At 60.9% G+C, this 12,514-nt stretch carries 13 protein-coding genes and 1 other RNA gene; 7 read left to right on the forward strand and 7 right to left on the reverse strand.

Going from position 1 to position 12,514, the window contains the following annotated elements; translation table 11 throughout:
• Window positions 1-159 precede the first annotated feature (159 nt).
• A complete protein-coding gene (locus AB5Y47_RS15910; RefSeq protein WP_368220382.1) occupies window positions 160-891 on the forward strand; it encodes an RluA family pseudouridine synthase in 732 nt (243 codons plus the stop codon).
• Window positions 892-1,012: 121 nt separating this feature from the next.
• Here the strand turns inward: AB5Y47_RS15910 and udp are convergent, their stop codons facing one another.
• Window positions 1,013-1,768, reverse strand: coding sequence for a uridine phosphorylase (gene udp / locus AB5Y47_RS15915; RefSeq protein ID WP_010674037.1), 756 nt, complete (start codon window positions 1,766-1,768; stop codon window positions 1,013-1,015).
• A gap of 392 nt (window positions 1,769-2,160) precedes the next feature.
• Here udp and yiaY point away from each other — a divergent pair, with 392 nt between their 5' ends.
• The 3 genes from yiaY to AB5Y47_RS15930 all read left to right on the forward strand — a co-directional run bounded on the left by yiaY (window position 2,161) and on the right by AB5Y47_RS15930 (window position 4,519).
• On the forward strand, window positions 2,161-3,312 hold the full coding sequence (gene yiaY / locus AB5Y47_RS15920; RefSeq protein ID WP_043154545.1) for an L-threonine dehydrogenase: 1,152 nt from the start codon (window positions 2,161-2,163) through the stop codon (window positions 3,310-3,312).
• Window positions 3,313-3,444: 132 nt separating this feature from the next.
• Entirely contained in the window at window positions 3,445-3,783 is a 339-nt protein-coding gene (locus AB5Y47_RS15925) for an outer membrane protein assembly factor BamE (protein ID WP_029314185.1), read from the forward strand.
• A gap of 100 nt (window positions 3,784-3,883) precedes the next feature.
• On the forward strand, window positions 3,884-4,519 hold the full coding sequence (locus AB5Y47_RS15930) for an NAD-dependent epimerase/dehydratase family protein (protein ID WP_043154542.1): 636 nt from the start codon (window positions 3,884-3,886) through the stop codon (window positions 4,517-4,519).
• Window positions 4,520-4,586: 67 nt separating this feature from the next.
• Here AB5Y47_RS15930 and AB5Y47_RS15935 read toward each other — a convergent pair whose 3' ends face one another.
• Window positions 4,587-4,943, reverse strand: coding sequence for an RnfH family protein (locus AB5Y47_RS15935; RefSeq protein WP_039039886.1), 357 nt, complete (start codon window positions 4,941-4,943; stop codon window positions 4,587-4,589).
• Window positions 4,936-5,370, reverse strand: coding sequence for an SRPBCC family protein (locus AB5Y47_RS15940; RefSeq protein ID WP_010673974.1), 435 nt, complete (start codon window positions 5,368-5,370; stop codon window positions 4,936-4,938). The genes AB5Y47_RS15935 and AB5Y47_RS15940 overlap by 8 nt, the downstream gene beginning before the upstream one ends.
• A 248-nt stretch (window positions 5,371-5,618) precedes the next feature.
• Here AB5Y47_RS15940 and smpB point away from each other — a divergent pair, with 248 nt between their 5' ends.
• Entirely contained in the window at window positions 5,619-6,107 is a 489-nt protein-coding gene (gene smpB / locus AB5Y47_RS15945) for an SsrA-binding protein SmpB (protein WP_010673973.1), read from the forward strand.
• Window positions 6,108-6,229: 122 nt separating this feature from the next.
• Window positions 6,230-6,589, forward strand: a transfer-messenger RNA (tmRNA) gene (gene ssrA / locus AB5Y47_RS15950).
• A 283-nt stretch (window positions 6,590-6,872) separates the two neighbouring features.
• On the opposite strand, the gene exuR is transcribed toward ssrA, so the two are convergent.
• From exuR to AB5Y47_RS15970, 4 genes are all read right to left on the reverse strand, one after another.
• Window positions 6,873-7,652, reverse strand: a complete 780-nt coding sequence (gene exuR / locus AB5Y47_RS15955) for a transcriptional regulator ExuR (RefSeq protein ID WP_043154540.1) — start codon at window positions 7,650-7,652, stop codon at window positions 6,873-6,875.
• Between the two features lie 130 nt (window positions 7,653-7,782).
• On the reverse strand, window positions 7,783-9,084 hold the full coding sequence (locus AB5Y47_RS15960; protein ID WP_043154537.1) for a TRAP transporter large permease: 1,302 nt from the start codon (window positions 9,082-9,084) through the stop codon (window positions 7,783-7,785).
• The gene (locus AB5Y47_RS15965) at window positions 9,084-9,605 is read right to left on the reverse strand and encodes a TRAP transporter small permease (protein WP_043154535.1); all 522 of its coding nucleotides are present in this window, start codon (window positions 9,603-9,605) and stop codon (window positions 9,084-9,086) included. Before AB5Y47_RS15965 ends, AB5Y47_RS15960 begins: the two co-directional genes overlap by 1 nt.
• A 44-nt stretch (window positions 9,606-9,649) precedes the next feature.
• Entirely contained in the window at window positions 9,650-10,639 is a 990-nt protein-coding gene (locus AB5Y47_RS15970) for a TRAP transporter substrate-binding protein (RefSeq protein WP_043154532.1), read from the reverse strand.
• A gap of 436 nt (window positions 10,640-11,075) precedes the next feature.
• Between AB5Y47_RS15970 and uxaC the strand changes: the two genes are divergently transcribed.
• Entirely contained in the window at window positions 11,076-12,488 is a 1,413-nt protein-coding gene (gene uxaC, locus AB5Y47_RS15975) for a glucuronate isomerase (RefSeq protein ID WP_069652824.1), read from the forward strand.
• The last annotated feature ends 26 nt before the right edge of the window (window positions 12,489-12,514 follow it).

Below are 12,514 nucleotides of genomic sequence, written 5' to 3' on the forward strand. Positions count from 1 at the left end.
TTAGCAAGAGATGTCCAGATGAACTCAGGAGGGAGTCACAAAACGCTTCAACCAACGAGATCAAGTACTTGGCGACAGGCCTTGGGAGCGGACATCCAGATTCGCCGCGCCGCCATCGTTCGGGTATGATCCCTCCCCCCTTCATCGTCCGGCTGCCCCATGTCCGTCATCGTCGACACCTTCATCGCCCCGCCCTGCGCCGCCGCCATCGAGATCCTGTTTGAGGATGCGCATCTGCTGCTCATCAACAAGCCGAGCGGCCTGCTGAGCCTCTCGGGCAAGAACCCGCAGAACCTCGATTCGGTCCATTACCGGCTGGTACAGGATTACCCCGGCTGTACCCTGGTGCACCGCCTCGACTTTGGCACCTCGGGCGTCATGGTGGTGGCCAGAAACAAGAGCATCAACGCCCTGCTCTGCCACCAGTTCAGCCAGCGCACCGTGAGCAAGGCTTACGAGGCACTGCTCTGCGGCCATCTGGCGGTGGATGAGGGCGTCATCGACGCACCCATCGCCAAGGATCCGGCGCTGTTCCCGCTGATGAGCATCTGCGCCGCCAGCGGCAAACCCGCCCGCTCACGCTATCGGGTGATGGAGCGGCTCACCCTGGAGGGGGCAGGCCAGCCGGTGCCATTGACCCGGGTCAGGCTGGTACCGGAAACCGGGCGCACCCACCAACTGCGCATCCACAGCCAGTGGCTGGGCCATCCCATCCTGGGATGCGATCTCTATGGCGGCCTGCTCCCGCCCGGCTGCGAACGAGCCCCCAGACTGATGCTGCACGCCAGTGAACTCGGTTTTGTGCACCCGGTGAGCGGCGAAGCGGTACAGATCCGCTGTGAGGCACCCTTTGCGCAGGCACTGGCGGCCATGACGGTGCAACAGGGGTAACGAAGAAGGGGGAAAGCAGGGCCAGGAAGGCAAAAGGGGCAAACGGCGGATAAAGATAGGGGCCGCGCTTTCGCAACGGCCCCCACCCCCCACTCGGTACTCTTTGTTACAAAGAGGGCTATCAGATCAGCTTGCGGGCGGCGCCCAGCACGATCTTGATGGCATCAGATTCGGTTTTCGCCATGGTTTCGGCGTTCGGGATTTCCTGCTGGGTACGGTTCACGATGACACCGGCCACCATGCCCGCACGCAGGCCCTGGCTGGTACACATGGTCAGCAGGGTCGCGGACTCCATCTCGTAGTTCAGCACGCCCATGGCTTGCCACTCTTTCATGGAACCCTGGAAACGTTGTACCACGCGACCGGATACGGTGTCGTAACGCTCCTGACCCGGGTAGAAGGTGTCAGAAGAAGCAGTGACGCCCACATGCAGCTTGGAGCCCAGCTCCTTGGCGGTGTTCACCAGGGCGGTGGTGCAGTCGAAGTCGGCCACTGCCGGGAACTCCATCGGCGCAAAGTGCAGGCTGGCACCGTCGAGGCGCACGGAGCCGGTGGTGACGATCACGTCGCCCACGTTCAGGTGCGGCTGGATGGCGCCGGTGGTGCCGATGCGCAGGAAGGTACGGATACCCAGCTGGGCCAGCTCTTCCACCGCGATGGAGGTGGACGGGCCACCAATACCGGTGGAGCAGATGATCACGGCCTTGCCGTCCATCTCGCCGCGCCAGGTGGTGAATTCACGATGGCTGGCCAGGTGCACCGGGTTGTCCAACAGCTCTGCGATGCGCTTCACGCGCTCGGGGTCACCGGGGACGATCGCCAGGGTGGCGCCTTGCAGATCCGCTTTTTTCAAACCCAAGTGAAATACATCAGACATAGTGGACTCCTGGTTGCGCCCCGCCGCATGGCAGCCGAGTGCAGTTAAGGTGATTCTTTACGGTACTTTCAAGCCGGTGTCCCCTCATCCGGGGAGGCGCCAACTATGGTCGAAAGCGCTTTCCAATTCCTTGATGCGCCTCACACTTCTGCGCTTCAAAGCTGACAAAAATGGCGCGAAACGTTTGCTAAGATGATGAATTTCTTGAAAAACGTTTTTACGTTCCTTTTGCACTCCCATCCCTTGTCAAGCCTTGAGCGACCGTCCATTTAAAGAGCGCGATCGAGTCCACAAAGTTGCAAACGAGATACCATTGACCCCTTCTCATCCCCTCCGACGCTGTTATGTTGGCGCCCGCATACCACTTAATGGCTAATCATACGGAGTCCATCATGGCGACATTCAAGTTCTACATTCCCGCAATCAACCTGATGGGGGCGGGCTGCCTGCAGGAAGCGGCAGCAGATATCCAGGGACATGGCTATCGCAAGGCGCTCATCGTCACCGACAAGATCCTGGGCCAGATTGGCGTGGTGGGCCGGCTTGCCGCCCTCCTGGCCGAGCACGGCATCGGTGCCGTGGTGTTCGACGAGACCAGACCCAATCCCACTGTGGCCAACGTCGAGGCGGGTCTTGCGATAATCCGGGCCCACGGCTGCGACTGCGTCATTTCGCTCGGCGGCGGCTCACCCCACGACTGCGCCAAGGGCATCGCCCTGGTGGCCGCCAATGGGGGCAGCATCAAGGATTACGAGGGGGTGGATCGCTCCGCCAAGCCGCAGTTGCCGCTCATCGCCATCAATACCACCGCCGGCACCGCCTCCGAGATGACCCGTTTTTGCATCATTACCGACGAATCCCGTCAGGTGAAAATGGCCATCATCGACAAGCACGTCACGCCGCTGATGTCGGTCAACGATCCGGAACTGATGCTGGCCAAGCCCGCCGGCCTCACCGCCGCCACCGGCATGGATGCCCTGACCCACGCCATCGAGGCCTATGTCTCCACCGCCGCCACCCCGGTCACCGATGCCAGCGCCGTGATGGCCATCGCACTGATTGCCGAACACCTTCGCACCGCCGTGCATCAGGGGGAGGATCTCCATGCCCGTGAGCAGATGGCCTATGCCCAGTTCCTGGCCGGCATGGCCTTCAACAACGCAAGCCTGGGCTATGTGCACGCCATGGCTCATCAGCTCGGGGGCTTCTACGACCTGCCCCACGGGGTGTGCAATGCGGTGCTACTCCCCCATGTCCAGGCCTACAACGCCCGGGTGTGCGCCGGCCGGCTCAAGGATGTGGCCCGTCATATGGGGGTGGATGTGAGCGCCATGAGCGATGAGCAGGGTGCGGCGGCAGCCATTGACGCCATCCGGCAACTGGCTCGCGACGTCAAGATCCCCGCCGGTCTGGAGCAGCTCGGGGTCAGGGCCGACGACCTCGACGTGCTGGCCAACAATGCGCTCAAGGATGCCTGTGGTCTCACCAACCCCAGGCAGGCGACTCACGCGGAGATCGTCGCCATCTTCCGCGCCGCCATGTAAGGGGGCAAGATCTGCCAGGGCCGCCACGCGGCCCTTTTTATTGGCTGATGGATCAATGGCTTTTTACTTCCGCACGGGGAGTGGGTATGATTTGCCGAGCTAAAAAGACTGTATGGATGATCTGAACCCGATATGCGGATGAAACACCTGATTGCCGCGGCCCTGACCGCCCTCACCCTGTCCGGTTGCAGCCTGGTCTATCGCATCGATATTCCCCAGGGCAACTATGTGGAACAAAAGCAGGTCGACAAGCTGCGCCAGGGCATGACCCGCGAACAGGTCGAGTTCGTGCTGGGTTCTCCCATGTTGCGCGACAGCTTTGACCCCAACACCTGGTACTACCTCTATGAGTTCCAGCCCGGTCGGGGCGACAAGGAGCGCAAGGAGCTGACCCTCAACTTCGTGGGTGACAGACTGGCCACCGTGACCGGTGATTTCCCTCTCCCTGCCGCCTTCACCACACCGCTCTAGATGACATTACAAAACCGGCTTCTGCCGGTTTTGTTCTCTCTGGCCCCGGTGATGTCGCCGGGCCACACTCTGGATGCCTCATTGCCCCGAGGAGATCATCATGAGTCGATTCCTGATTGCCGGCGCCACCGGTCTGATTGGCAAAGCCTTGCTGCGCGAGCTGGGGACGGAACACGACCTCCTCCTGCTCTGCCGCAAACCGGGCGATCCCGCTCCGGGACGCACCTGGCTGCCCACCTCGTTCGACGCGCTGGACAGATTGACGCTGCCCTCCCCTGTGGACATTGCCTTCTGCTGCCTTGGCACCACCCGCAAGGATGCCGGCTCGGCCGAGGCATTTCGCCGGGTCGATCTCGACTATGTGCTGGCCTTTGCTGCGCTCGCCCGTCTCCACGGCTGCCGCCGCCTGCTGGTGGTCTCCAGTCTGGGCGCCAACCCGGGTTCCCCTGCCCTCTATCCCCGCACCAAGGGCGAGATGGAGCAGGCCCTGCTGGCCCAGGAGTGGCAGCGGCTCGTCATCCTGCGCCCGGCCATGCTGCTCGGCCATCGAGAACCTGCGCGCCGTTCGGAGCAGATCATCCAGGCCATCTATCCGCTGGTCAAGCCCCTGCTGCGCGGGTCGCTGCGCCGCTGGCGTGCCATCGAGGCCAGTCAGGTGGCGCACGCCATGGCGCGCCTTGCCATCCAGGAGAGCGGGATAGAGACGGTGGAAAACGAGCGCCTGCTCACCCTGTGATGCCCCGTGCCGGGCGAGACGATCACAAAGGGGCGCCACGGCGCCCCTTGTCACAACCCATCACCCGTCAGGTGCCGGCATCGTCTCGCTTGCGGTGCACATCGGGCCGCCCGCCGGTGACCACATCGGCACGCCCCTCTTCCTTGGCTTTTTCCGCACGCTTCTTGCGCATCTCCTTGGGATCGGCGATGAGAGGGCGGTAGATCTCGATGCGATCCCCCTCCTGCACCGACTCTGTGCCCTTCACCGGACGGCTGTAGATACCGAACTTGTTGACCGACAGGTCGATCTCCGGGTGCTTTTGCAGGATGCCGGACTGTTCGATGGCCGCCAGCACGCTGGTCTCGGGCGCGACCCGGATGCACAGCACCGTCTGCCGCTCGGGCAGGGCATAGGCCACTTCGATATTGAGGAGCTCAGACACCGTAAACCACCTTGGCACGATTGGAGAAGGCAAGCACCATGGAGCTCACCAGCTCGCGGAAGATCTGGCCAAAGGCCAGCTCAATGAGTTTGGAGGTGAACTCGAAGTCGAGATCGAACTCCACCTTGCAGGCATCCACGTCCAGGGGCGTGAAGGTCCACCATCCCGCCAGCTTGCTGAAAGGCCCCTCCACCAACTCCATCTTGATGGTGCGATTGGCATCGAGCTGGTTGCGCGTGGTAAAGGTCTTGGCGATACCCGCCTTGGCCACATCGACCGAGGCCATCATGTAGTCTTCACCTGACTCGTGAACACGGCTGCCGACACAGCCGGGCAGGAACTCAGGATAGGCATCAACATCATTGACCAGCCGGAACATCTGTTCCGCGCTGAACATCACCAGGGCACTGCGAGTAATACGGGGCATGGGTTTTCCTCATCCAATCGGCCCGATTTTATCACCTTGTCAGCCAAAATCACCGCCGAAACTGTTCGCGGGCCACCAAGCAGGGCAATCGCACACTTTCCGGCCAGTGTGACCTGCTCTCGCCCCGCCCTTCCCTCAAAATCGTCATCGAACTGCTCACAAAGCCGCCACTCGGAGCGCTGTGCGTTTTACAGCCGCCGCCACCCACGTATAATGCGCCTTCCTAAACATTGCCTAAGGCCCCCGTCATGAGCAAAAAGAACAGTAAAAACAAAGCCGGGTCCAGCACCATTGCACTCAACAGAACCGCCCGTCACGAGTACTTCATCGAAGAGCGCGTGGAAGCCGGCCTGTCCCTGCAAGGGTGGGAAGTGAAGTCCCTGCGGGCGGGCAAGGCCAACATCAGCGAAGCCTATGTCATCTTCATGCAGGGGGAAGCCTTCCTGTTCGGCTCCAGCTTCCTGCCGCTGAACGCCGCCTCCAGCCACGTGGTATGCGATCCGACCCGCACCCGCAAATTGCTGCTCAGTCGCCGTGAACTCGACAAGCTCGAGAGCCTGACCGCTCGTCAGGGCTACACCATAGTGCCGCTGGCCCTCTACTGGAAAGCGTGCTGGGTCAAGGTCGAGATCGGCCTGGTGAAGGGCAAGAAAGAACACGACAAGCGGGAAGACACCAAGGCCCGTGAATGGGATCGGGAAAAAGCCCGCATCATGAAGAACAAGCACCGCGGTTGATTGTGCGCCGCCGGCCCCCATGCGGCGACCAATAAACCAGCAATCGACCGGCCAAGGCCGGTCGATTGCCATCAACGCCTTGCCATGACAGGATTTTTGCGTACAATCCCTTTTGACAACTTGGGGCTGATTCTGGATTCGACAAGATTCACGAAACCCAAGGTGCATGCCGAGGTGCGGTAGGCCTCGTTAATAAACCGCAAAAAAATAGTCGCAAACGACGAAAACTACGCACTCGCAGCTTAATAACCTGCGCTGAGCCCTTCTCCCCTAGCTTGCCTGTGTCCTAGGGAAATGGAAGGTCATCCTTCACAGGATCGTGTGGAAGTCCTGCTCGGGGCGGAAGCATTAAAACCAATCGAGCTAGTCAATGCGTGGCGTGTCTCTCCGCAGCGTGTTGGCGAATGTAAAGAGTGACTAAGCATGTAGTACCGAGGATGTAGTAATTTTGGACGGGGGTTCAAATCCCCCCAGCTCCACCAAACGTTTGGAAAGGGCCACTTCGCAAGAAGTGGCCCTTTTTGTATCCTTTTTCTCGCCTTCAGAGGATGTATCCGCCCCGCGAGTGCTGTGCATCTCCAGACCAAGGGCCAAAGGCTCTGCGGGTCGTGACTGCATTTGACATGGGCCAGCATCCAGGTGATGCGGCCAGCAAAAACCGGCGAGTGGAACGGCAATTTGCCCGGGAGCTCTGGGCTACGCCATCAGCCCAGCGCCTCCATGGGGTTGAAACAGCCTCGAGGATTCGCCCCCGAGAACTTTCCACTAGCCGTTGGCAGTGGAATGCTGGGTCAGATGAACGACGGGATTTTCGGAGAAGAGGTAGCGGTCATCCTCCATTTCGTCATCGAAGATGGTGGCCTGGAAGAGCATCTGCTTGGTGTTCTCCAGGTGCTGCCACATGGCCAGCTTGGCCGCCTGCGGATCCTTGCGCATCAAGGCCTTGAGGATCTGGTCGTGATCGTCGCACCAGCTGGAGATAGCCTTGTCGTCGATATGCTCGTGGAGCTTGCGCCAGTAGGGGTTGCGCTCGCGATGCAGCCAGAGCTGCTCGGTCAGGATCACCAGCACGGAGTTCTGGGTCGCCTTGGCCACCTGGATATGGAACTGCTTGTCCCACTCCGAATCGCGGGCACGATCCTCCTTGCGGGCCAGGGCCTGGATCTTCAGCAGCTCCATGATGTCCTGCTTGGTCACCTGGGTCGCGGCAAACTCGGCGATGTTGCTCTCCAGCAGTTGCCTGGCTTGCAGCAGCTCGAAGGGGCCCGCCGTCAACAGGGCGTCATCCAGGGTGGGAATCGCTTCGGCATACTGGCTCTCCCGGGCGATCACGTGGATCCCGGACCCTTTCTGCACCGCCACCAGCCCTTCCACTTCCAGCATGATGATGGCTTCGCGCACCACGGTGCGACTCACGTCCATCTCCTCGGCAATCAGCCGCTCGGCCGGCAGACGCTCGCCAACTTGATAACGCTGGCTGGCAATGCGTTGTTTCAGCTCGGCGGCGACTTTCTGATAGAGACGCTTTGATTCAACCAAGTCCATATTCATCTCACTCACACCCCAGCCTCATACTCTTCAAGTGCCGGGACTGTCCCCCGGATACGGTAACTTGTTATACCAATTTACATGAAAATGAACAAGTGAGCCCTGGGCTCACTTGCTCTCTCATGACTCAATGCATGCCAAACAGTCCCGGCAGGAAGAGGCTGAGTGACGGTATGTAGGTCACCGCCATCAGGCTCAGCAGCAAGACGAAGAAGAAGGGCAGCATGGGCCGGATCAGGGCCTGCAGCTTGACCCCCGAGACCGAACACCCCACAAACAACGCACTGCCCACCGGCGGTGTACAGAGCCCGATGCAGAGGTTGAAGATCATCATGATGCCGAAGTGGACCGGATCCATGCCGAGCTCGGTGACGATGGGCAGGAAGATCGGGGTGAAGATCAGCACCGCCGGGGTCATGTCCATGAAGACGCCCACGATGAGCAGGATCACGTTGATGATGAGCAGGATGACCAGAGGGTTATCGGAGACATTCATCAAGGCGTCACTGATGGTGTAGGGGATATCCGCATTGGTCATGGCCCAGGACATGCCCACCGAGATGCCGATCAGCAGCAGCACGATGGCGGTGGTGATGACCGAGTCCAGCATGATGGCCGGCAGATCCTTGAACTTCACTTCGCGGTAGATGAGCACCGAGAGCACGAAGGTGTAGACCACGGCGATGGCGGAGGCTTCGGTGGCGGTGAAGATGCCCCCCAGGATCCCGCCCATGACCACCACCACCAGCAGCAGGCTGGGGATGGCATCCCAGAAGGCGCGCATCACCATGGCAAAGGAGGGTCGCTCCGCAACCGGGTAGCCACGGCGCTTGGCGATGATGGCTCCCACGGCCATGATGCTGAGCCCCATCAGGATGCCGGGGACGTAACCGGCCATGAACAGGGTGGCCACCGAGATGCCGCCGGCGGTCAGGGCATAGATGATGAGCACGTTGGAGGGCGGGATCAGCAGACCCGTGATGCAGGAGGTCACGTTGATGGCCGCCGAATAGGCCGGATCATAGCCGGACTTCTTCTGCATGGGGGCCATGGTGCCACCCACCGCGGCCGCGGCTGCCACCGCCGACCCCGAGATGGAGCCGAACAGCATGTTGGCCATGACATTCACGTGGCCGAGCGAGCCCGGCATGCGGCCCACCAGCACCTGGGAGAAGTTGATGAGCCGCTGGGCGATGCCGCCGCAGTTCATCAGGGTCCCCGCCAGGATGAAGAAGGGGATCGCCAGCAGGGAGAAGCTGTCGAGGCCGGTGGCCATCTTCTGGCCGACCACCGCAAGGATGGTTTCCATCGGCAGCATCATCATGCCGGAGGCCAGGGTCGCCAGGCCGATGGAGAAAGAGATGGGCACGCCCGCGAACACCAACACGAAGAAGGAGCCGAACATGACCAGGGCTATGGTCCAATCCATCAGATGTTCTCCTCTGAGGGGGCAAGATCGGGGGTGGGCGCCAGACTGTCGAGCAGGGTCTCCAGCATGAAGAGCACACAGTAATAACTGATGATGAGGCCGCTCAGGGGCAGCACGGCGTAGACATAGGCCATCGGCAACTGCATGGCCGGGGAGACCTGGCCGGTGCTGTAGACCTTGGTCACCAGGGTCAGGCCGCCCCACACCATGGCGCCGCTGGAAAACAGCAGCACGCAGAGATCCACGAACAGCTGGTTGGCGAGCTTGCGCCCTCCCTTGAGGTCGGAAACGAACAGGTCGATGCTGAGGTGGCGACGCTTGCCGGTGGCGTAGGCCGCTCCCAGCAATCCCACCCAGATCATGCTGAAGCGGGCTATCTCGTCGGTCATGGTGCTCGGCTGTGCCAGCACGTAGCGGCTGAACACCTGCCAGACCACGCAGACCACCAGCATGGCCATCACGGCGACGGTAAACCCGGCGAGCAACCTGTCGATGGGTTGCTTGAACTTTTCAAGACGCATTGCGGTTCTCCCGGGAGGGCGATCTCGTCGCCCTCCCCTCATGATTACTGACCGGCTTCATTCTCGATCTTGGTGAGCCACTCACCGCGTATCGGATCCTTGCGGAAATCGTCATACAGGGGGGCCAGCGCAGTGCGGAAAGCCTCCTTGTCGACCTGGATGAAGGTGGCCCCCGCGTCGGTCGCCTGCTTGCGAGATGCCGCGACCTCCTTGTCCCACAGCTCCTGTTCGTAGGTTTCCGAGTGCTTGGCGGCAGTGGTGAGGATGGCCTTCTGCTCGTCGGAAAGCTTGTCCAGCACCTTGCTCGAGATCACCAGGAAATCGGGCACAGAAGTGTGCTGATCTTCGGCGTAGAACTTGGCCACCTCGACATGACGAGTCTGCACGTAGGAGGGCTCGTTGTTCTCGGCGCCGTCGATGACCCCTTGCTGCAGTGCGGTGTAGACCTCACCGAAGGGGATCGGGGCCGGGGCCGCACCCAGCAGTTCGATCAGCTTGATGGTGGTGGGGGTGGCGACCACCCGGATCTTCATCCCCTTCATGTCGGCCGGGGTGTGAATAGGCTTGTTGGCGTAGAAGCTGCGGGTCCCCGCCACGTAGGCGGCGATGGAGACGAAGCCCTTGTCACGGGTCTGGGCCATCATGGATTCGCCCACGGGGCCGTAAATAACCTTGTTGAAGTGGGCCTGATCCTTGAACAGGTAAGGCAGGCTGAAGATGGAGAAGGCGGGCGAGAAGGGTTCCATCTCGCTGGCACTGGCCTTGGTCATGTCCAGGGCGCCGTTTTGCAGCAACTCCAGGGTCTCACGGGGACCGCCCATCTGGCCACCCGGGTAGATGCGCAGCTTCATCTTGCCGTCGGAGGCGGTGCTGATCTCCTTGGCCATCTGGGCCAACGCCTGGTGTACCACATGGTTGGTGTCCAGGTTATGGGCCAGCTTCAGCGTCACTCTCTCCATGGCATGGGAAGAGAAGGCTGTCAGGGCCAGGGGGGCGGCCATCAGGATGGCGGCGGCGATGGTTTTCATTTTCATTGGAGCGGGACCTCAAGTGTGTGCGTTTATCTGCTAGACCTCTTCCCTGAGGAGTCAGTCTTAATGTCCTACATCTTTGTGATGCACACTGTAATTGGTAGAACATCTATGAATGTTGAGAACCATCACAAAAACGGCATACCCCCACAAATGGGCTGTGATAAACCCAACGCAGGTCACATTTTCCCGATCCACAAGAGTAAAAAGGTGTCATACAAACCTCTCATCCAGCCTCTTCATCCTCTTTCCCGCTCTTTCTCACCCTGTTAGGCACCATTGAAGGCCCTCTTTGAGACTCAAAATGGTTTAATTCGACGATTTTGTGAGCCGACCGGTGTTTTTTCAATATGGTGACTGGACGAGATGTCTGGCAATGAGAATAATTGGTCCAACAACTATATCCACTTCACCGAGCACTCTCGTAGGGAGCAAGCGAATGACCGCCTTCATGACCGATGACTTTCTGCTGGATACCGAATTCTCGCGCCAGCTTTATCATGGCTTCGCCGCCGGACAGCCCATTTTCGACTATCACTGCCACCTGCCGCCCCAGCTGATTGCCGAGGATCACCGCTTCGCCAACCTGTATGAGATCTGGCTCAAGGGGGATCACTACAAGTGGCGCGCCATGCGCTCAAACGGAGTGGATGAACGCTTCTGCACCGGGGATGCCGACGACTACGCCAAGTTCGAGGCCTGGGCCCGCACCGTGCCCCACACCATCGGCAACCCCCTCTATCACTGGACCCATCTCGAGCTCAAGCGGCCCTTTGGCATCACGGGCCAGCTGCTGGGGCCGCAGACCGCACAGGCCATCTGGCACCAGTGCAACGACAAGCTGGCCCAGCCCGACTTCTCGGCCCGCGGCATCATGAAACAGATGAACGTCAAGATGGTGGGCACCACGGACGATCCCGTCGACGATCTGCGCCACCACGCCGCCATCGCGGCCGACGGCGGCTTCGACATCAAGGTGCTGCCGAGCTGGCGTCCGGACAAGGCGTTCAACATCGACGCCCATGGCTTTGCTGACTACCTGGCCGAACTCGGCCGGGTCAGCGACATCCAGATCCGCACCTTTGCCGATCTGACCCGGGCCCTCGGCGTGCGGCTGGATCACTTCGCCGCACACGGCTGCAAGATTGCCGACCATGCCCTGGACGAAGTGCCCTTCGGCCAGGCCGGCGAACAGGCGCTCGACGCCATGCTGACTCGACGTCTGGGGGGCGCCGTACTGGAGAGCGCCGATGTGGCCGCCTTCAAGACCGCCGTGCTGCTCTATCTGGCGGGCGAATACCACCGGCGCGGCTGGGTGCAGCAGTACCACATCGGGGCGCTGCGCAACAACAACAGCCGCCGCCTGCTGACCCTGGGGCCGGACACCGGCTTTGACTCCATCCACGACGCTCCCGTGGCCAAGGCGCTCTCCCGCCTGCTCGACGCCCAGGACGCGCAAGGGACGCTGCCCAAGACCATCCTCTACTGCCTGAACCCGAGGGACAACGAGGTGCTCGGCACCATGATCGGCAACTTCCAGGGGGACAACCTTCCCGGCAAGATGCAGTTCGGCTCGGGCTGGTGGTTCAACGATCAGAAGGATGGCATGGAGCGCCAGATGACCCAGCTCGCCCAGCTCGGCCTGCTCAGTCGCTTCGTCGGCATGCTGACCGACAGCCGCAGCTTCCTCTCCTACACCCGTCACGAATACTTCCGCCGCATCCTGTGCCGCATGATCGGGCACTGGGTCGCGGACGGTGAGGCCCCGGCCGATCTCGCGCTGCTGGGCCAGATGGTGGAGAACATCTGCTTCCACAACGCCCGCGACTACTTCGCCATCGAGCTGAACTGACCAGAAATAAAAAATGAGGCGGCGGG

The organism is Aeromonas sp. R7-2 (assembly GCF_040908105.1).
Lineage (GTDB): Bacteria > Pseudomonadota > Gammaproteobacteria > Enterobacterales > Aeromonadaceae > Aeromonas > Aeromonas caviae.